The organism is Photobacterium sp. BZF1 (assembly GCF_014349205.1).
GTDB lineage: Bacteria > Pseudomonadota > Gammaproteobacteria > Enterobacterales > Vibrionaceae > Photobacterium.
Window position 1 is genome coordinate 16,756 of sequence record NZ_JACSOF010000061.1, and the last position, 19,307, is coordinate 36,062.

The window sequence follows — 19,307 nt, forward strand, 5'->3', positions numbered from 1 at the left end:
ACCTTACTTCTTCTTAGCTTCTTTAGTACGCACGATTTCATCGGCGTAACGAACACCTTTACCTTTGTAAGGCTCAGGGCTACGGTAAGCGCGAATATCAGCAGCTACCTGACCAACAACCTGCTTATCAGTACCAGTTAGTACGATTTCAGTTTGTGAAGGACATTCAGCTTTGATACCTGCTGGAAGTTCGTGCTCAACTGGGTGAGAGAAGCCAAGAGTTAGAGCTACTGCGTTGCCTTTGATAGCAGCACGGTAACCTACACCCTTAAGAGTAAGCTTCTTGGTGTAACCTTCAGTAACACCAACAACCATGTTGTTAACTAGTGCACGTGCAGTACCTGCCTGTGCCCAAGCTTTCTCGAAACCTTCGCGAGGACCGAAAGTGATAGCGTTCTCTTCCTGGGATAGAACTACTGCTTCGTTGATAACGCGAGATAGTTCGCCTTTACCACCTTTAACAGTGATTTCCTGGCCGTTAAGTTTAACTTCTACGCCGGCAGGAATAACTACTGGTGCTTTTGCAACACGAGACATTTCCTACTCCTATTATGCTACGTAGCAGATAATCTCACCGCCAAGACCCGCTTTGCGTGCAGCGCGGTCGGTCATAAGACCCTTGGAAGTGGAAACAACAGCAATACCAAGGCCACCCATCACTGATGGAAGTGCATCTTTTTTCTTGTAGATGCGTAGGCCAGGACGTGAAACACGCTGGATTTGCTCGATAACTGGGTTAGCTTCGAAGTACTTAAGAGTAACTTCTAGCTCAGGCTTAACTTCACCAGTTACAGTGTAGTCAGCCACAAAACCTTCTTCTTTAAGAAGAGCTGCGATAGCAACTTTCATTTTTGAAGATGGCATTTTAACAGCAACTTTTTTCGCTGCCTGACCGTTACGAAGACGGGTCAGCATATCCGAAATCGGATCTTGCATGCTCATAAGTCAATACTCCGTGATTCTAAATTGGATAACTGGGATTACCAGCTAGCCTTGCGCAGACCCGGAATCTCGCCTTTCATGCAAGCTTCACGAACCTTGATACGGCTTAGACCAAACTTACGTAGGTAGCCGTGTGGACGTCCAGTCTGGTTACAGCGGTTACGCTGACGAGACTTCGCAGAATCACGTGGTAGTGACTGAAGTTTAAGCACTGCATTCCAGCGGTCTTCTTCAGACGCATTCACGTCGCTAATTAGAGCTTTAAGTGCAGCACGCTTTTCAGCGAACTTAACTGCAAGCTTGGCACGTTTAGCTTCGCGTGCCTTCATTGATTCTTTAGCCATTAGTAACCCTTACTTTTACTTACGGAATGGGAAGTTAAAAGCAGACAGTAGAGCATGAGCTTCTTCATCAGACTTAGCAGAAGTAGTGATAGTGATATCAAGACCACGTACACGATCTACTTTATCGTAATCGATTTCTGGGAAGATGATCTGCTCACGAACGCCCATGCTGTAGTTACCACGACCATCGAATGATTTCGGGTTTAGACCACGGAAATCGCGAATACGAGGTACAGCAATTGAAATTAGACGCTCAAAGAAATCCCACATGCGTTCGCCACGTAGAGTTACTTTACAGCCGATAGGGTAGCCCTCACGGATCTTAAAGCCAGCAACAGACTTACGAGCTACAGTGATAAGCGGCTTCTGACCTGCAATAGCAGTCATGTCAGCAGCAGCATTCTCTAGAAGCTTCTTGTCGTTGATCGCATCGCCCACACCCATGTTAAGTGTGATCTTTTCGATCCTTGGGACTTGCATGATACTCTTGTATTCGAACTTTTCAGCAAGCTCTTTAACTAGAGTCTCTTTGTAGTAATCATGCAGTTTCGCCATTGTACTACTCCAAAAATTACTTGATAGTTTCGCCAGTCGATTTGAAGAAACGAACTTTTTTGCCGTCTTCGAATCGGAAGCCTACACGGTCCGCTTTACCTTCACCGTTAACGATTGCAACGTTAGAAGCGTCGATTGCTGCTTCTTTTTCAACGATGCCACCTTGGATGCCCATAGCCGGTACAGGCTTCTGGTGCTTCTTAACAAGGTTGATACCTTCAACGATTACTTTACCGGTTGCTAGAACCTTAGATACTTTACCTTTCTTACCTTTATCTTTACCAGTAAGAACGATAACTTCGTCGTTACGACGGATTTTAGCTGCCATTTGCGTTACTCCTTACAGTACTTCAGGCGCAAGTGAAACGATCTTCATGAACTTATCGCCACGAAGCTCACGAGTCACAGGGCCGAAAATACGAGTACCGATTGGTTGCTCAGTGTTGTCGTTCAACAATACGCAAGCATTACGGTCAAAGCGAATGACAGAGCCATCTGGACGACGTACGCCTTTACGAGTGCGCACAACCACCGCTTTCAGAACGTCACCTTTCTTAACTTTACCACGAGGAATTGCTTCCTTAACAGTAACCTTGATGACATCACCGATATGTGCATAGCGACGGTGTGAACCACCCAGAACCTTAATACACATTACGCTACGAGCGCCGGAGTTATCGGCTGCATCAAGCATACTTTGCATTTGGATCATGTTAGTGCTCCGCTAATTTTAAACATCTTGACCCATTACGAGCCGATTTGCCTTTTCTTCAAAGGCGGCGAATATTAACACGCTTTTCGGACAATGGGTAGACAAAAAATGAACGGCCCCAAAATTTTTTCGGGGCCGCTCTGTTATATCGTAGTTAAGTTCGCTTAGATGCGAGCTTTTTCTACTACGCGTACCAGTGTCCAAGACTTAGTCTTAGACAGTGGACGGCACTCACGAATCTCAACAGTGTCGCCTAGGCCACACTCGTTGTTTTCATCGTGTGCATGAAGCTTAGTCGTGCGAGTGATGTACTTACCGTAGATTGGGTGTTTCACCTTACGCTCGATAGCAACAACGATAGACTTGTCCATCTTGTCGCTGATTACGCGACCAAGCTGAGTACGAATTTTATCGCTCATTATGCGCCAGCCTTCTCTGTCAGAACGGTTTTAACACGTGCGATATCGCGACGTACTGCTTTAAGAGTGTGAGTCTGCTGTAGTTGACCAGTTGCAGCCTGCATGCGCAGGTTGAACTGCTCGCGCAGTAGGTTCACAAGCTCAGCATTCAGTTCTTCAACGCTTTTAGCGCGCAGATCTTGTGCGTTCATCACATCACCGCCTTAGTTACGAATGTTGTCTTGATTGGTAGCTTACGAGAAGCAAGTTCGAATGCTTCACGTGCTAGCGCTTCAGGAACACCATCCATCTCGTACAGAACTTTACCAGGTTGGATTTGAGCTACCCAGTACTCAACGTTACCTTTACCTTTACCTTGACGAACTTCAAGAGGCTTAGATGTAATTGGTTTGTCTGGGAAGATACGAATCCAGATTTGACCCTGACGTTTGATGTGACGAGTCATCGCACGACGAGCTGCTTCGATCTGGCGAGCAGTAATACGGCCACGGCCAACTGCTTTAAGACCAAATGTACCGAAGCTTACGTCAGTGCCGTTCGCTAGACCGCGGTTACGACCTTTGAAGGTCTTGCGGAATTTAGTGCGTTTAGGTTGCAGCATCTATAAACTCCTTATTTACGGCCTTTGCGCTGCTTCTTAGGCTTGTCAGCCTTTGGCTCTTCTACTGGCATGCCGCCTAGAACTTCACCTTTGAAGATCCAAACTTTAACGCCAATTACACCGTACTGGGTGTGAGCCGAAGAAGTTGCGTAATCAATGTCAGCACGTAGAGTGTGTAGAGGTACACGACCTTCACGGTACCACTCTGAACGTGCGATTTCAGCGCCGCCTAGACGACCGCTTACTTCTACCTTGATACCTTTAGCGCCAAGGCGCATAGCGTTCTGAACTGCACGCTTCATAGCGCGACGGAACATAACGCGACGCTCTAGCTGAGACGAAATGCTGTCTGCAACTAGTTTGCCGTCTAGCTCAGGCTTACGTACTTCAGCGATGTTGATCTGAGCTGGAACACCAGCGATCTTCGAAACGCGAGCGCGTAGTTTTTCTACGTCTTCACCTTTCTTACCGATAACAACGCCTGGACGAGCAGTGTGAATAGTCACACGGATGCTCTTAGCAGGACGCTCGATAACGATACGTGAAAGAGACGCTTTTGCTAGTTCCTTAGTAAGGAACTGACGTACCTTGAAGTCGCCGTCTAGGTTGTCAGCGAACTCTTGGCTGTTAGCAAACCAAGTGGTATTCCATGGCTTAACGATGCCAAGACGAATACCATTAGGATGTACTTTTTGACCCATTGCTTTCTCTCCTAGTCTCTTAGCGGTCTGCTACAACAACAGTGATGTGGCTAGAACGCTTCAAGATGCGATCGGCACGGCCTTTAGCACGAGGCATAATACGCTTCATGGTAGGACCTTCGTCAACGAAGATTTTAGCTACTGATAGATCATCAATATCTGCGCCTTCGTTGTGTTCTGCGTTAGCGATAGCTGACTCTAGAACTTTCTTGATTAGATCAGCAGCTTTTTTGTTGCTGAACTGAAGAATTTCTAGAGCTTGAGCAACTGGCTTACCGCGCAGTTGATCTGCAACCAAACGAGCTTTTTGCGGCGAAATGCGAGCAAAGCGATGTTTAGCGATAGCTTCCATTACCTACTCCTTAGCGCTTTTTAGCTTTCTTATCCGCAGCGTGACCGCGGTAAGTACGTGTTGGTGCAAATTCGCCTAGCTTGTGACCGATCATTTCTTCAGAAACGAAAACAGGAACGTGCTGACGACCATTATGGACAGCGATGGTCAAACCGATCATCTGAGGGATGATCATTGAGCGACGGGACCAAGTCTTTACAGGCTTCTTGTCACCGCTTTCCAACGCTTTCTCTACCTTCTTCAGCAAGTGTAGGTCAATAAATGGACCTTTCTTGAGAGAACGTGGCATGGCGTATCCTCTTTAAAATTACTTGTTACGACGACGTACGATGTACTTGTCGGTACGCTTGTTCTTACGAGTCTTGTAACCCTTAGTTGGTACACCCCAAGGTGTAACTGGGTGACGACCACCAGAAGTACGGCCTTCACCACCACCGTGTGGGTGGTCAACTGGGTTCATTACAACACCACGTACAGTTGGACGAACACCGCGCCAACGTGAAGCACCAGCTTTACCTAGCTCACGTAGCATGTGTTCTGCATTACCAACTTCACCTAGAGTCGCACGACCTTCAGCAAGAACTTTACGCATCTCACCAGAACGAAGACGTAGAGTCACGTAAGTGCCTGCACGTGCAATGATCTGAGCGTATGCACCAGCTGAACGAGCCAGCTGAGCACCTTTACCAGGCTTAAGCTCAACACAGTGTACTGTTGAACCTACTGGGATGTTGCGCATTGGTAGAGTGTTACCAACTTTGATAGCAGCATCTGCGCCAGACTGGATAGTGTCACCAGCCTGAAGACCTTTAGGTGCGATGATGTAGCGGCGCTCACCGTCTGCGTACAGAACTAGAGCGATGTTTGCGCTACGGTTTGGATCGTATTCTAGACGCTCAACTTTCGCTGGGATACCGTCTTTAGTACGTTTGAAATCGATGATACGGTAAGCATTTTTGTTACCACCACCGATGTGACGTACTGTAATACGACCGTTGTTGTTACGACCACCTGACTTAGATTTTTTCTCTAGTAGAGGTGCGTACGGCTTACCCTTATGCAGGTCAGAGTTAACCACTTTAACTACGTGGCGACGACCTGGGGAAGTCGGCTTACATTTTACAATAGCCATTCTTCTTTGCTCCTAGCCTTACTCTGCACTACCAGCGAAGTCGATGTCTTGACCTTCTTTCAGGATAACGTAGGCTTTCTTAACGTCTGAACGACGGCCTTGACGCATACCTTGACGCTTGGTCTTACCCTTAGTGATAAGAGTATTTACAGACTTAACTTCAACCTCGAACAGTTTTTCAACTGCTGCTTTGATCTCTTTCTTAGTCGCATCTTTAGCTACTTTGAATACGATAGTGTTACCGTTTTCAGCAGCCATAGTTGCTTTTTCAGAGATGTGCGGAGCACGTAGAACTTTTAGAATACGCTCTTCAGTGATCATGCTAGCATCTCCTCAACTGCTTTAACTGCTGCTGCAGTCATCACAACTTTATCGAAAGCGATCAAGCTAACTGGGTCGATTGCCTTAGCATCACGTACGTCTACTTTGTATAGGTTACGTGCAGCTAGGAATAGATTCTCATCTAGTTCGCCAGTTACGATCAGCGCATCAGTAAGCTCAAGCTCTTTAAGCTTAGCTACTAGCGCTTTAGTTTTAGGTGCTTCTACAGAGAAGTCATCAACAACGATTAGACGCTCTTGACGAACAAGCTCAGAAAGAATGCTCTTCATAGCACCACGGTACATCTTCTTGTTAACTTTCTGGCTGTGGTCCTGTGGACGAGCAGCGAAAGTTACACCACCGGTACGCCATAGTGGGCTACGGATTGTACCTGCACGAGCGCGGCCTGTACCTTTCTGGCGCCATGGTTTAGCACCACCACCAGAAACGTCAGAACGAGTCTTCTGAGCACGTGTACCTTGACGAGCACCTGCTGCGAAAGCAACAACTACCTGGTGTACAAGCGCTTCATTGAAGTCACGCCCAAAAGTAGTTTCGGAGACAGTTAGCGCATCAGCGCCTTTGACTACCAATTCCATTACTAACTCCTCGACGTTACGCTTTAACAGCTGGTTTAACGATCACGTTGCCACCTGTAGCACCTGGTACTGCACCTTTGATAAGAAGCAGGTTGCGCTCAGCGTCAACACGTACGATCTCTAGGTTTTGAGTCGTTACACGCTCAGCACCCATGTGACCAGCCATTTTCTTGCCTTTAAATACGCGACCTGGAGTCTGACATTGACCGATAGAACCAGGAGCACGGTGAGACAAGGAGTTACCGTGAGTCATATCTTGAGTACGGAAGTTCCAGCGCTTAACAGCACCTTGGAAACCTTTACCCTTAGATGTACCAGTAACGTCTACTTTTTTAATTTCGTTGAACAGCTCAACAGTTAGCTCAGCGCCAACAGCGAACTCTTCGTTGTTCTCTAGACGGAATTCCCAAAGACCGCGACCCGCTTCAACACCTGCTTTCGCAAAGTGGCCAGCTTCTGGCTTAGAAACACGGTTAGCTTTCTTTGCACCAGTAGTTACCTGGATTGCGTTGTAGCCGTCAGTTTCAACAGATTTAACCTGAGAAACGCGGTTTGCTTCAACTTCAACCACAGTTACTGGGATAGAAACGCCATCTTCGGTAAATACGCGGGTCATGCCCACTTTACGACCGATTAGACCAATCATTCTCTTATCTCCCCTTAACCTAGGCTGATCTGAACATCAACGCCAGCAGCTAGGTCTAGACGCATAAGAGCGTCAACAGTTTTGTCTGTTGGCTCAACGATGTCGATAAGGCGCTTGTGAGTACGGATTTCGTACTGGTCACGTGCGTCCTTATTAACGTGAGGAGATACAAGAACAGTGAAGCGCTCTTTGCGAGTAGGAAGAGGGATTGGACCCTTAACCTGCGCGCCAGTACGCTTAGCTGTTTCAACGATTTCCGCAGTAGACTGATCGATCAAACGGTGATCGAACGCCTTAAGGCGGATACGAATACGTTGGTTCTGCATGAGACAGAGCTCCAATTATAAAAATTACACAAACAATATCGCCACTCAACCTCGTAAAGACGAGAGAATGCCGATTGATTTATGTGAACGTAGTATCCCTATCGGATACATTGTCAGTCAATTTAATGACTGCGAACATAAGTCAGAGTATACATTTACAAACTGCTCTGCAGTTTCTTCCTCAACGCTTATTGGTTCACAACTGCAGTTACAAGGCTATATCCTCAGGCAGTGGAGGGCATTATACAGATCACAGTTTCGAACGCAAGCCCTGTTTGAAAATCAGCCAGAAATAGTGGTAAGTGGTTGTTGGAGCGGGTGCTGGGTGCTGGGTGCTGGGTGCTGGGTGCTGGGTGCTGGGTGCTGGGTGCTGGGTGCTGCAAGATATTGAAAAGGCTATAAAACGTCAAGTTCTTTGCTTTGCTTTTGCTCTCCCCAGGAACTAGGACCTTCTTTTCCTAGGACCTTTCCTTTGCAAAAAAGGGGGAAGCCAAGCTTCCCCCAAAACACAATGAACAGTCTAGCAAATATCTAAAATTAGAAGTACAGACGCATACCGATGGTGAATGCGTTATCGTCCTGACCAGCGTTGCTCTTATCGAAGTCTTGGTCAGCGTATTCCATGTAAGAAACCACTTGGCTGGTTAGCCAGTAATCTGCACCGATGGTGTACTGGTTAAGCTTGTCGTTTTGCGTGTCGTAATCAACGTAGTCATATACGCCGTACACACCGAAGCCCATCGGGAAGTCGTAACGGGCCATTGCACCGACACCAGTTTGCTCATCACCAGCAAAATCGTAATCAGAGTACATTGCCGCTAGAGACAGTGCCTGCCATTCATAGGTGGCGTTCAACGTCCAAGACGTATCTTTATCATCGTTGTAGATACTCTTCTCAGTACGCTCAGATTGGGTGTAAGTACCTGATAGGCCTAGACCGAAGTCAGATGACCATGCCACACCTAATGCAAATGCTTGGTCGATACCTAGTTCACCGAAGTTTGGATTTGCTGCACCTGTAGCATCAACTCCTTCATCACCAGTGTGGTACTGCGCCATCACAGTGAAGTTATTCACATCAATCTTGTACTGGATACCATTGGTCAGGCGATCTGTTGCAAATGCATCATCTTTGATGTTCGCCGTACCGCCGTACTCCCAGGTGATATCGTACTGGCCAGCTAGCGTATCTTGTACTGCTGACATACGACCCATACGGAACTCACCGAAATCACCACCGATAGCTACCGAGCCGAATTTCAAGAAATCTTCGCTGTCATCAAAACCATCGCCATTTTCAGGGATGATGTTGAACTCTTTCAGTACATCACCATTCACGTACATGTTGTTGTCCATGAAGTAGGTCATGCTCAAGCCAAGCTCAGTACCTTCACCTGTAAAAGTGCTGTCTGCGCCCATCAGGCCATTATCTGTGGTCTCGTAACGTGCACGAAGGTTACCGTACACACTTACAGATAGATCATCTGACTTATAAACCTCTGCCGCCATTGCTGACGCGCTAGCCACTACCGAGCCAATTACGGCTGCAACTACTGTCTTTTTCATGTTCACTCCTAATCGTTCCCTGACTTAAAACAGTCGAAAACTTAGTATTAATTTTTTATGTGATACGCCGGGTATGACCGTTCATTTACAACTATCAACAGCCATGCCTGAGGAAGTAACGCTAATATTTAATACATGAAAACAATCAGTTATGAACAAAAATACTCTTAAAGAATATTTTGATAGAAATTCTTAGAAAACAACTTTGGCTAAAAACTAAATTTTTCTTTGCCGTTCTAAAGTAGCTAAAAACAGCTTTTTAAGTCATTGATAAAGCAAGAAAGTGAAAAAATGACAAAAAAATACCAACGACAGGCGTTGGTATTTTTATGAATTAAGTTTATATAAAACAAGTTTTATATCTATCAGTACAATTTTTGTCGCCCAGCAAGGGAGTGGGACAAGGTTGTGCCGTCGACAAGCTCAAGCTCGCCACCAACAGGCACCCCGTGGGCAATCCGCGAAGCCGGGATCGAGTACTCACTGCACAGTTCAGCAATGTAATGAGCTGTCGCCTCCCCTTCTACCGTTGGATTGGTAGCCAATATCAGTTCGCTGATCTGTTCGTTCTGCAAACGGAATTCCAGGGTATCCAAACCAATATCGGATGGACCGATACCATCGAGTGGTGACAAATGTCCCATCAGCACAAAATAACGACCGGAGAACTGCCCTGTCGCTTCTACCGCAACGATATCTGCTGGGGTTTCCACCACACAGATCTCACCGCTTTCCTGACGACGTGGGTTAGAACAGATTGCACACACTTCTTCTTCAGTAAAAGTCCGGCAATCCCGGCAGTGACCGATTTCGGTCATTGCCTTACTCAGGGCGTCGGCCAACTGCAGGCCACCCTGTCGGTTTCTCTGTAACAAACTGAAGGCCATACGTTGCGCTGACTTGGGACCGACCCCAGGCAGGCACCGTAAGGCCTCCATCAGTTGTTCCAGTAAGTGACTGGTACGCATTAATTAGAATGGCATCTTAAAGCCGGCTGGTAGGTTCATACCGCCAGTTACGCCTGCCATTTTTTCTTTCTGCGCTTCTTCGATACGGCGCGCTGCGTCGTTGAACGCTGCCGCAATCAGATCTTCCAGCATGTCTTTGTCGTCTTCCATCAAGCTTTCGTCAAGCTCAACACGACGTACACTGTGGCTGCCAGTTAGAGTCACTTTTACCAGGCCAGCACCAGACTCGCCGGTCACTTCCATATTCGCGATCTCTTCCTGCATTTGCTGCATGCGCTCTTGCATCTGCTGCGCCTGCTTCATCATGTTAGCCATACCGCCTTTACCAAACATATCATCTCTCTCTGTGGTCTGGTTAATCTATAAGGGTCTTACGCTATCTTCATCAAGTACAGCAGAAAACCGCTGACAAATGAAATTCACGTTGGGATCAGACATCAAACTTTGCTTGGCCTGATCCAATTTTTGTTGATAAATCGCCTCACGCCACTCAAGCGGCGAACGGCCTTTATCACTCAATTCAATTTCTAGCGACACGTTCTCGGCAAACAGTTCGTTCATTGCCACCGCCAGTTGCTCACGTGCCTTCGGGGTATCCAGGTGCTTTTGAGAAGGGCGAAGACATAATTTCACCTGATTATCTTCTCTTTCGAACGCTGAATTAAGTGCCAGTTGCTGAACCATACGTCCAACATTGAGCTTCGTCACCCAATCCGACCAACTATCCTGATTTGCTGCTTCCTTGACAAGCACTTTCACCATTTCCGGTGTTTTTTCATGCTCTAACGCTTGTTTCAAAACGGTAGGAGCAACAACTTGCTGAGTTTCATTCTGCTCAGGAAGCATAGTCGGGCGCCACTGGTACTCGGCGGCTTTATTATCCGCCTGCCCCATGGCATCTGGCTGCGTTGCCGCAGTGATCGGTGCACCCGGTACCGGCATCGCATTCCCAGTAGCTTTTACCTGACCGTTTTGCTTATTGGCAATACGTTCAAGCACGCTGCTGCTTGCAACTTTTCTAGCCCGTACCGGTTCACCCTTTTTTCCAGAACTTGGTGCACTGCCGTCCCGCTTGGCTTTGCTGCGTAGCTGGTTTCTCGCAGCCAACAGCCCGGATGCAGACGAGCTCTGTGCTTCTGGGCCAGAAGCCGGATGACCTGCCATTTGAGGCTGCCCCTGCACAGGTGCCTGCTGAGGCGCTTGCTCCATATTTGAAGCGGGCATCGTCGGCGCAGGCTCGTAACCTGCAGGCCCATAGGCATCAGGTTGAGGCGGCGTATAGCCTTGTTGATCATAGTGCGGCTGAGCCTGCTGCTGGGGGGATCCCTGAGCCGGCATGCCTGAATTCTGCTGAGGCTGCGAAGCTGGACTTTGCCCGTTGTTCATCTGTGCCTTCAGGGCTTGCACCCGCTGGATCCCCTGACCAGATGGCTGAGCAGCTTGCTGCGACTGCACCTGCTGCCTCGGGGCCTGTTGACCTGATGCTTGCTGAGCGGGCGCTGCAGCAGGCTGCGTTGCAGGCACCGAAATTGGCTGTGGTGTGACAGCACTCACAGCGACAGGCCTGAAAGCCAGCATCCGCAGCAAGACCATTTCCAAACCAGTACGGCCATCTGGGGCAAATGCCAGATCCTGGCGTCCCTGAAGTGCTATCTGATAACACAGTTGCACTTCTTGTGGCGAAACCGCCTGGCTCAGCGCAGTAATTCGCGCAGCATCAGGGGCACAGTCATCCAATGAGGCCGGTAGTGCCTGGTGCATGGCAACACGGTGAAGTTGGGTCGCCATTTCACGAAGCAAGCTATCCCACTCAACACCAACGGAGGCCAACTCTTCAAGACAAGCCATCGCAGGTTGGGCTTCGCCCCCTGCCACAGCTTCAAGTAAGTACAGCGCCTGCTCGGTATTTAACGTACCCAGCATTTCCGACACAGCATCGGCCTGTACCTGACCATTGCCCAAAGCAATAGCCTGATCTGTCAGGCTTAGCGCATCTCGCATACTGCCTTCAGCGGCACGAGCCAGCAGGCTCAGTGCCCGAGTGTCGAAGGTAATTTGCTCTTCACCCAGTACCTTTTCCAGCTGCTGCTGGATCTGACTATTGTCTAGGTGCTTGAGGTGGAACTGCAAGCAACGGGAAAGAATCGTCACCGGCAACTTCTGCGGATCGGTCGTCGCCAAAATAAACTTCACGTATTCTGGCGGCTCTTCAAGGGTTTTCAATAAGGCGTTAAAACTATGACGCGAGAGCATGTGCACTTCGTCAATCAGGTAAACCTTATAGCGTCCACGCGCAGGTTTGTACTGGACGTTATCCAGTAGCTCTCGGGTATCTTCCACCTTGGTGCGCGATGCGGCATCGATTTCCAGTAGATCGACAAAGCGACCTTCATCGATTTCCCGGCAGGTTTCACACTGGCCACATGGCGAGGCCGTTACGCCTTGCTCACAGTTCAAGCCTTTAGCGAAAATACGGGCGATCGTGGTTTTACCAACCCCACGTGTTCCACTGAACAAATACGCATGGTGAAGACGGTTATGGGCAAGCGCATTGGCCAATGCCGTCAAGACATGGGATTGACCGACTACATCATCAAACTGGTGCGGGCGCCATTTACGAGCCAGAACCTGATAACTCATGTTAACTAACCTTACAGAATCAAGAACTCAATGCTAGCACAGGGAGGATTTTTGGGCGAGAGGACGCTCCCACGAGCGCCCAATGATTAGCCAAGTCCCTGAGAAAGTATGACCAGAGGAACATGAAATAGCTAAATCAACGAAAGAGAATTAGTGGCCGTCAAAGTCACAGATGCTGAACACATTCAGGTCAATACCTTTCAGGCGCTCTTCACCACCAATATCCGGTAGGTTGATAACGAAAGCAGCATCTTCCACGATACCACCTAGGCGGCGTACCAACTTCGTTGTCGCTTCAATAGTGCCACCGGTTGCTAGCAGGTCATCAACCAGCAATACCTTGTCGCCTTCTTTGATCGCATCAACGTGGATCTCTAGGGTATCTTGACCATATTCAAGCTCATAGCTCTCGCCAATCACTTCACGTGGCAGTTTACCTGGCTTACGAACCGGTACAAAGCCGACACCTAGTTCTAGTGCAAGTGGTGCACCGAACAAAAACCCGCGAGCTTCAGTTCCGATCACTTTGGTGATCCCTTTGTCCTTGTAGCGATCGATAAGGATCTGCATGGTTGCACGGTATGCTTCTGGATCTTCCATCAGGCTCGTGACATCGCGGAACAGGATCCCTGGTTTTGGATAATCAGGGATGGACTTGATGCTATTTTTGATCAACGCGAGCTTTTCTTGAGTCATAATCTTTTTCCATTATACGATACGGCAGCATGATCACAGGCCACCGAAAAAACTGGTTCAAATAGTAGTTTTTTTCCCCTAGCGGAGCAAGGATTGTGATGCACTCATCACTGATAGGATGATCCAGATAGCATCAATCGAAGGCGTTAGAGCGACTCCCCTTGCGGCGCAGGGTCATCCCTCTCAGGCAGGCGGTTAAACCAAACCAGCAAGACCACCAGCATGGTGACCAACATCGCCTTGTGCCAAAGCAAAGGGACAAGGTAAATGGATAAGGAAAAACTGGCCACAATCATAATATTTGCCCTTCGTTTGACCTGCTTGGAGACCGCACGGTGGTGGTGCCAATTATGCAGGATAGGGCCAAATTTAGGGTGGTTGAGCAACCAATGGTTCAACTTTGGCGAACCACGCATAAAGCAAGCGCTGGCTAGCAGTAAAAAAGGCGTCGTCGGCAGCAGAGGCAAAAAGGCGCCAAGTAGCCCCAAGGCCACACAAATCCAACCGCACAACAACAAAAGTGTTTTTCTAACCATACTGCTTAACCATTCTTTCTAACTTGCTTGCACCCTTTATACGAGTTTATACCTAATGCTAGCGCAAACAAAAATACCAACATCCATATCTTGTCAGTATGAATTGTTGGTATTTGTTTCAGGCTTAGTAGACTTGCCGAACGGGCAAGGTGCCTTATGACGACAGCATGCCAACCCAAGTCAGGATGGCGGGTAGCGTCGGCAGCGCCAGCACGGCAACAAACCCGAAGAAATATTTAACGTTGTATGGATCTTGAAATCCCTGCTCCATGGTACACTTCCTTTATTGACTGATTACCTATTAATGGTTCATTGACCATCTTTTATTAATACCGCCAATATAGCGGAATCACCCTCTAACAAAAACCGAGAGAATTTAGGGTTATTGTCTTACAACCCCATAATTGTTTGATTCAAATCACAATCGTTCTCAGGAATCGTCTTAGACTGAAATAATCACTAATAACAACAATGAAAGGCTTATGACAACGTCAGATAAAGTTTACGAGCAGCTGCAACAGCGCCTGGAGCAAGAGCACGGGATGTTGTCACGCGAGCTCAAGCACGAAATGCTACTCAATACCCTGGTGCCATCGGCAACCGCGATTGAGAATGCAGAACTCAGCGAATTGATCGTAATGGCCAAATCCTCCTTTATTCCCAACCTATTCGATTTGGCAACCCGGATGGAGCGAGTCGACGCCGCGGTGTGCTCGGTCAAACTCGGTATGTATGGACTTTGCGTGGATTGCGAAGAAGAAATTGCGATCGATGACCTTGAACAAGATCCGGCCCAGCCGCGCTGCAGCAGCTGCCGTGAGCATAGCCGTTACCACCACGACAGCTAAAACGACAATAAGCGGGATATCCCGCCTATTGTTATTTCGAATATCACATTGTATTCGGCTACTTTGCTGCAGGGTATCGTAGCAACTAGATACCAAAGCAGGCTTCCAGAGTCGCAATTAAGGTGCCGACTGCTGTTTTACCCACTGCTCGAAAGCGGCCCTTTCTTCAGCATTGGCCTTGCTATACCAAAGCTTGAGCTGGACAAATGCATCGCCTGTGATGCTCACTTCCCCTTTATCGCTCACTTCGACGGCTGCCTGCTCTAGGTCAACCGCATAACCCTCTTCGAAGGTGATACCGTGCTCACGGTTGTAATCGGCAACCAAGCCTTCCATATCGCTATAGGCAGCGAAGCCTTTACCCTGCAACTCTACATGCTCAAGAGTTCGGGTGGTACCATCGGCCAACTCAAGCTGCCACTCAGGGCCGCGCTGGAAATAAGCCTTGGCCTGACTCATGCTGGTCAAGCGTGGCAACACAATGGTTGCATCTTGCTTGGGTACATCCATCTCAAAAAGGTAAGGACGCGTGGTGTACATCTTACTCTTCGAGCCATCTTTTAGCTCACCGTCAAAACGCACCACTACCTGATGGCGGCCTTCGGTCAGCTCGATGCTTTCTGTTTCGGACCAAAAAGACGACTCAACTTTCTTACCATCAACCACCAACAACTTAATGTTGTCACCAGTGCTCAGCGTGGCTGCCTGCAGGCCCATAGGCAAAGCCAATAGCCCAAAAGTCACTAACCATTTTTTCATCGTTAATCCCTTACTAACTGTCATAACATAATTTTGTCATCACTAAGATAACAAAAAGCCGCCCAGGGGAGGCGGCTTTTTTAGGAGAGTTTTTAACCGAAAAAGACGATTAGAATACTACTTCCATACCTACTAGGTAACCTAGGTCGAAATCAGTTTCGTCCTGGTCAGCCCAACCTAGCTCGCCGTATACTTTCACGTTGCTGTGAAGCTGGTGAGTTACGTTAGCGTATACGTTATCAGTAACGCCTGAAGTTGTGATGTATTCGCCAGTGCCTGATACAGAGTTGTCAGCACGGTTGTAACCTAGAGCAAAGGTGTTCTTGCCCATAGTGTATGAACCGTTGATTTCAAATACATCAACATCAGACTTGTTTGAGCCGTTTGTAGTTGAAGTGTATTCAGCATTACCGTAAGACGCTGCAAATGCGAACTGACCCATTACATATTCAGCTTCTAGGTTGTAAGCATCAACGTCAGTAGCACCGCCGTTTAGGTCTTCACCAGTGTAGTAGTAACCACGTACGTCGAAGTCAGCAAAACGTGCACCTAGACGAACATCAGTAACAGTACCGTCGTTGTTTAGGTAGTCAGAAGAACCAGAGCCTGAAGCAGGCTTAGCATCTAGATCGTGAGTCACACCGAAGTAGAACTGACCGTTGTCGAAGATGTATTTGATTGCTTCGTTACCTTCAGTTTGAACGAAGTCAATCTGGTCAAAACCTAGCTCGTAGTCTTTGCCGATGCCCATGTCATCAGAAACGTAAAGCATACGGCCGAAAGTTAGCGTACCGAAGTCACCACCGATACCAACCCAAAGCTCGTCGTTAGTCACGTCACGCTTCTCGAAAGCAAAACCGATACCCGCAACAGCGTTAAGCTGATCAGTTACTGCGATAGTAGTGTTTAGCTGTAGGTCACCGTCATCTAGGTGTAGACCTGCGTCATCTGTGTTTGATGCATCGCTGTCAACATAGTTTTGGAAATACTGAACTTCCGCTGCACCTGAAAGGTCTACAACAACGCCGTTTGCGTCGTATAGGTTAATGCCAGCTTGTGCTGAACCTGCTGCTAGTACTGATAGTGCTAGAAGAGTCTTTTTCATGATATCCACTGCCTTTTCTTATTTAGACTGGAATTCCTGTTTCCAGAATTCCTTTTCTTTTTTTATCCCCAGTTTTCCATGCCTTATAAACATACAACGCATTAAGAAAACTAAAGAGTCGAAATTTATGGAACTCATCCTGACAGAAGATTCCTCTCCATGTCAAATCTTCTAAAGGCGAACTAAAAAAACATCAACACCCATCAAATTCAACAACTTACACAACGCCTGAATGCTAATTGAGCATTGTTTTTATATAAAAAATGTCTATTCATAAAAAAGTAACCTGCAAAATATCAACACAAAAAACTACAAATTTAGCAAAATAAAGCCAATAGAAGCACAAAACACCATGACTAGCAGATATTTGTGGTGATTTAGCGTTGAAAACGAGTTGCACAGATCCGCTTTTAACTAGTTCAATCTTATTTCGTGAACTGGTTCTCATTTTTAAAAGGCAAATAACAAAAACCTGCGAGCGGTCACATTCAGATGTTCGTGCTATACTGCGCGCCCCAGTCCCGATGAAGTTTCAGATATGCTACACAACCAGATAAAGAGTGATATCAAGCAGTGCTATGAAAACCTGAGTAACCAGCTCGATAACTTTATACCTAGAAGGGCTCAAAACTATCTGGTAGCAGAAATCGCCAAGACCTTGGGCGGGGAATACCACGCCAAACATCGCATGCTGGTTGGTGAAGCAGGTACGGGGATAGGTAAGTCACTCTCATACCTGTTGGGTGCCATTCCTTTTGCCGTGTTCAATAACAAAAAGGTGCTGATTTCGACCGCGACGGTAGCCTTGCAAGAGCAGCTCATCAACAAAGACCTGCCGCTGTTCAACCGTATTTATCCCAAAGAGTTCAGCTTTATCCTCGCCAAGGGCCGTCAGCGCTATTGTTGCAACCATAAACTGGAAGCGAGCTGTAGTAGTGATGAAAATCAGCAAGTTAGCTTATGGGAAGAAAAACCTAAAAAGTCTGATTTAGATCTTTTGAAGCGGATGTTGAAAGCCAGCGAGAGTGGAAAATGGGACGGTGACCGTGATAGCTGGCCTACCACTATCCCAGATCGCGTCTGGCAACAGATTGTCGCCGACAAACACAGCTGCCATTCCGGCCTGCCCAAGCACAGGGACTGCCCGTTCGCCAAAGCACGCGAACATTTGGAAAAAGCCGATGTCATTATTGCCAACCATGCCCTGCTGATGGCCGATATCGAGCTAGGCGGCGGCATTATTTTGCCTGAGCCGGAAAAAACCATCTATGTCATTGACGAGGCACACCACCTACCCCAGGTTGCCCGAGACTTTTCTTCAGCCGCCGCCAGCCTCAAAGGTGCTGCGAGCTGGCTCGAAAAGCTCAACCAGTCTGTCGGTAAACTGGCAGAGTTGGCCGATTACAAGAAATCAGGTCGCTTCCAGACAGCACTGAGCGAAAACATCGCCTTGCTGATCCCGTCTCTGCGCCAAATCGCCAACAATATCGACGAGTCGCAGTTCAATAAAGATGGCGTCTACCGGTTCGAACACGGTGAATTGCCAGCCTGGCTACAAGAAGAAGCCAAAGGCTGTAAAGATGCGAGCAAGAAAGCCTTGCAGGCACTGGGGAAAATCCACGATTTGATTTCCGAACGCAGCAAAGACAATGAAATTTTGCCTCGGGTTGGTGAGCAGGCACTTGCCGAATCCGGCTTTTATCTACAACGGCTAGAAAACCTTGAAAAAGTCTGGACTTTAATGGCCCAGCCTAACAAGGACAAAGGCGCACCTTTGGCTCGCTGGATAGAAAAAAGTCCAGACCGTGAAAATGACTACATCATTGAAGTTTCACCGCTAGAAGTCGGCCACCGCCTTGACCAACTGCTGTGGAGCCGGGCCGTGGGTTCAATATTAGTTTCTGCCACCCTTCGAGCCTTGAACCAATTCGACTATTTTTGCCGGCAGGCGGGGATATTCGAGAAAGAAGCTACCCGCTTCTTGGCATTGGCTTCACCGTTTGACTACAAGAACAACGCACGTTTGGTGATCCCAGCTTTGCCACTTGAACCCCAGGCAGAAAAGTTTACTGATTTGCTCATCGACACCTTGCCAGAATACCTTGAGGGAGAGACCGCCAGCTTGGTGTTGTTCTCCTCCTATTGGCAAATGAACCAGGTGGCGGACAAATTACGGCCATTGGCCAAGAAAAACCGCTGGGAACTGCTCATCCAAGGTGAAGAATCGCGCCACATCATCCTAAAAAAACATAAAGAGAACTGTGAAAAAGGTAAAACCAGCATTTTGTTTGGCACCGGAAGCTTCTCTGAAGGGCTTGATTTACCTGGTAATTTACTCAACAACCTGATCATCACTAAAATTCCTTTTGCGGTTCCTACCTCACCGGTAGAAGAAGCCCATGCAGAATATATCGAAAGCCGTGGCGGTAACCCGTTTTTGCAAATTTCAGTCCCTGAAGCGAGTAAAAAGCTGATCCAGTCCGTCGGTCGCTTGCTGCGTAAAGAAGAAGATACAGGCCGGGTCGTGCTCCTCGATCGC

Annotated in this window: 27 protein-coding genes; 2 read left to right on the plus strand and 25 right to left on the minus strand. The window is 47.8% G+C overall.

What is annotated here, in order from left to right; genetic code table 11:
* Positions 1-3: 3 nt before the first annotated feature.
* The 23 genes from rplF to BIZ37_RS15025 all read right to left on the minus strand — a co-directional run bounded on the left by rplF (position 4) and on the right by BIZ37_RS15025 (position 14,056).
* Positions 4-537: a 50S ribosomal protein L6 gene (rplF, locus tag BIZ37_RS14915; protein ID WP_107299063.1), complete on the minus strand. Its 534-nt coding sequence runs from the start codon at positions 535-537 to the stop codon at positions 4-6.
* A 12-nt stretch (positions 538-549) separates the two neighbouring features.
* On the minus strand, positions 550-942 hold the full coding sequence (gene rpsH / locus BIZ37_RS14920) for a 30S ribosomal protein S8 (protein ID WP_107299062.1): 393 nt from the start codon (positions 940-942) through the stop codon (positions 550-552).
* Positions 943-980: 38 nt separating this feature from the next.
* Complete coding sequence (rpsN, locus tag BIZ37_RS14925; RefSeq protein WP_107299061.1) at positions 981-1,286, minus strand: 30S ribosomal protein S14; 306 nt, start codon at positions 1,284-1,286, stop codon at positions 981-983.
* Positions 1,287-1,301: 15 nt separating this feature from the next.
* The gene (gene rplE / locus BIZ37_RS14930) at positions 1,302-1,841 is read right to left on the minus strand and encodes a 50S ribosomal protein L5 (RefSeq protein ID WP_107299060.1); all 540 of its coding nucleotides are present in this window, start codon (positions 1,839-1,841) and stop codon (positions 1,302-1,304) included.
* A 16-nt stretch (positions 1,842-1,857) separates the two neighbouring features.
* On the minus strand, positions 1,858-2,169 hold the full coding sequence (gene rplX, locus BIZ37_RS14935; RefSeq protein ID WP_047876497.1) for a 50S ribosomal protein L24: 312 nt from the start codon (positions 2,167-2,169) through the stop codon (positions 1,858-1,860).
* Positions 2,170-2,181: 12 nt separating this feature from the next.
* On the minus strand, positions 2,182-2,553 hold the full coding sequence (rplN, locus tag BIZ37_RS14940; protein ID WP_004410450.1) for a 50S ribosomal protein L14: 372 nt from the start codon (positions 2,551-2,553) through the stop codon (positions 2,182-2,184).
* 164 nt (positions 2,554-2,717) lie between these two features.
* The gene (rpsQ, locus tag BIZ37_RS14945) at positions 2,718-2,972 is read right to left on the minus strand and encodes a 30S ribosomal protein S17 (RefSeq protein ID WP_039465415.1); all 255 of its coding nucleotides are present in this window, start codon (positions 2,970-2,972) and stop codon (positions 2,718-2,720) included.
* A complete protein-coding gene (gene rpmC / locus BIZ37_RS14950; protein WP_007469134.1) occupies positions 2,972-3,163 on the minus strand; it encodes a 50S ribosomal protein L29 in 192 nt (63 codons plus the stop codon). The genes rpsQ and rpmC overlap by 1 nt, the downstream gene beginning before the upstream one ends.
* The gene (rplP, locus tag BIZ37_RS14955) at positions 3,163-3,573 is read right to left on the minus strand and encodes a 50S ribosomal protein L16 (RefSeq protein ID WP_107299059.1); all 411 of its coding nucleotides are present in this window, start codon (positions 3,571-3,573) and stop codon (positions 3,163-3,165) included. The genes rpmC and rplP overlap by 1 nt, the downstream gene beginning before the upstream one ends.
* Positions 3,574-3,584: 11 nt before the next feature.
* The gene (rpsC, locus tag BIZ37_RS14960; protein WP_107299058.1) at positions 3,585-4,274 is read right to left on the minus strand and encodes a 30S ribosomal protein S3; all 690 of its coding nucleotides are present in this window, start codon (positions 4,272-4,274) and stop codon (positions 3,585-3,587) included.
* Between the two features lie 19 nt (positions 4,275-4,293).
* On the minus strand, positions 4,294-4,626 hold the full coding sequence (gene rplV, locus BIZ37_RS14965; protein WP_007469139.1) for a 50S ribosomal protein L22: 333 nt from the start codon (positions 4,624-4,626) through the stop codon (positions 4,294-4,296).
* Positions 4,627-4,636: 10 nt separating this feature from the next.
* Positions 4,637-4,915 carry a 30S ribosomal protein S19 gene (gene rpsS / locus BIZ37_RS14970; RefSeq protein ID WP_005302795.1) on the minus strand — a complete coding sequence of 93 codons (279 nt, stop codon included), beginning with the start codon at positions 4,913-4,915 and terminating at the stop codon, positions 4,637-4,639.
* Between the two features lie 18 nt (positions 4,916-4,933).
* On the minus strand, positions 4,934-5,758 hold the full coding sequence (rplB, locus tag BIZ37_RS14975; RefSeq protein WP_107299057.1) for a 50S ribosomal protein L2: 825 nt from the start codon (positions 5,756-5,758) through the stop codon (positions 4,934-4,936).
* 18 nt (positions 5,759-5,776) lie between these two features.
* Positions 5,777-6,079, minus strand: coding sequence for a 50S ribosomal protein L23 (gene rplW, locus BIZ37_RS14980; protein WP_039465430.1), 303 nt, complete (start codon positions 6,077-6,079; stop codon positions 5,777-5,779).
* Positions 6,076-6,678 (minus strand): 50S ribosomal protein L4, encoded by a 603-nt coding sequence (gene rplD / locus BIZ37_RS14985; protein WP_107299056.1) that lies wholly within the window; start codon positions 6,676-6,678, stop codon positions 6,076-6,078. The genes rplW and rplD overlap by 4 nt, the downstream gene beginning before the upstream one ends.
* 16 nt (positions 6,679-6,694) lie before the next feature.
* The gene (gene rplC / locus BIZ37_RS14990) at positions 6,695-7,324 is read right to left on the minus strand and encodes a 50S ribosomal protein L3 (protein ID WP_107299055.1); all 630 of its coding nucleotides are present in this window, start codon (positions 7,322-7,324) and stop codon (positions 6,695-6,697) included.
* A gap of 14 nt (positions 7,325-7,338) precedes the next feature.
* The gene (gene rpsJ, locus BIZ37_RS14995; RefSeq protein ID WP_107299054.1) at positions 7,339-7,650 is read right to left on the minus strand and encodes a 30S ribosomal protein S10; all 312 of its coding nucleotides are present in this window, start codon (positions 7,648-7,650) and stop codon (positions 7,339-7,341) included.
* A gap of 537 nt (positions 7,651-8,187) precedes the next feature.
* Positions 8,188-9,216 (minus strand): porin, encoded by a 1,029-nt coding sequence (locus tag BIZ37_RS15000; protein WP_187462161.1) that lies wholly within the window; start codon positions 9,214-9,216, stop codon positions 8,188-8,190.
* A gap of 365 nt (positions 9,217-9,581) precedes the next feature.
* Positions 9,582-10,184 (minus strand): recombination mediator RecR, encoded by a 603-nt coding sequence (gene recR, locus BIZ37_RS15005; protein WP_107300774.1) that lies wholly within the window; start codon positions 10,182-10,184, stop codon positions 9,582-9,584.
* A gap of 3 nt (positions 10,185-10,187) precedes the next feature.
* Positions 10,188-10,517 carry a YbaB/EbfC family nucleoid-associated protein gene (locus BIZ37_RS15010; RefSeq protein WP_107300773.1) on the minus strand — a complete coding sequence of 110 codons (330 nt, stop codon included), beginning with the start codon at positions 10,515-10,517 and terminating at the stop codon, positions 10,188-10,190.
* A gap of 27 nt (positions 10,518-10,544) precedes the next feature.
* Positions 10,545-12,824, minus strand: a complete 2,280-nt coding sequence (gene dnaX, locus BIZ37_RS15015) for a DNA polymerase III subunit gamma/tau (protein WP_187462162.1) — start codon at positions 12,822-12,824, stop codon at positions 10,545-10,547.
* A 150-nt stretch (positions 12,825-12,974) separates the two neighbouring features.
* Positions 12,975-13,520 carry an adenine phosphoribosyltransferase gene (apt, locus tag BIZ37_RS15020; protein ID WP_107300771.1) on the minus strand — a complete coding sequence of 182 codons (546 nt, stop codon included), beginning with the start codon at positions 13,518-13,520 and terminating at the stop codon, positions 12,975-12,977.
* A 146-nt stretch (positions 13,521-13,666) separates the two neighbouring features.
* The gene (locus BIZ37_RS15025; RefSeq protein ID WP_187462163.1) at positions 13,667-14,056 is read right to left on the minus strand and encodes a YbaN family protein; all 390 of its coding nucleotides are present in this window, start codon (positions 14,054-14,056) and stop codon (positions 13,667-13,669) included.
* A 482-nt stretch (positions 14,057-14,538) separates the two neighbouring features.
* Between BIZ37_RS15025 and BIZ37_RS15030 the strand changes: the two genes are divergently transcribed.
* Positions 14,539-14,904: a TraR/DksA C4-type zinc finger protein gene (locus BIZ37_RS15030; RefSeq protein ID WP_107300769.1), complete on the plus strand. Its 366-nt coding sequence runs from the start codon at positions 14,539-14,541 to the stop codon at positions 14,902-14,904.
* Between the two features lie 117 nt (positions 14,905-15,021).
* Here BIZ37_RS15030 and BIZ37_RS15035 read toward each other — a convergent pair whose 3' ends face one another.
* Positions 15,022-15,663, minus strand: coding sequence for a DUF2057 domain-containing protein (locus tag BIZ37_RS15035; protein WP_187462164.1), 642 nt, complete (start codon positions 15,661-15,663; stop codon positions 15,022-15,024).
* Between the two features lie 109 nt (positions 15,664-15,772).
* Positions 15,773-16,768 (minus strand): porin, encoded by a 996-nt coding sequence (locus tag BIZ37_RS15040; protein WP_187462165.1) that lies wholly within the window; start codon positions 16,766-16,768, stop codon positions 15,773-15,775.
* A gap of 538 nt (positions 16,769-17,306) precedes the next feature.
* Here BIZ37_RS15040 and dinG point away from each other — a divergent pair.
* On the plus strand, positions 17,307-19,307 hold a 2,001-nt coding region (gene dinG, locus BIZ37_RS15045), incomplete at its 3' end, for an ATP-dependent DNA helicase DinG (RefSeq protein WP_187462166.1).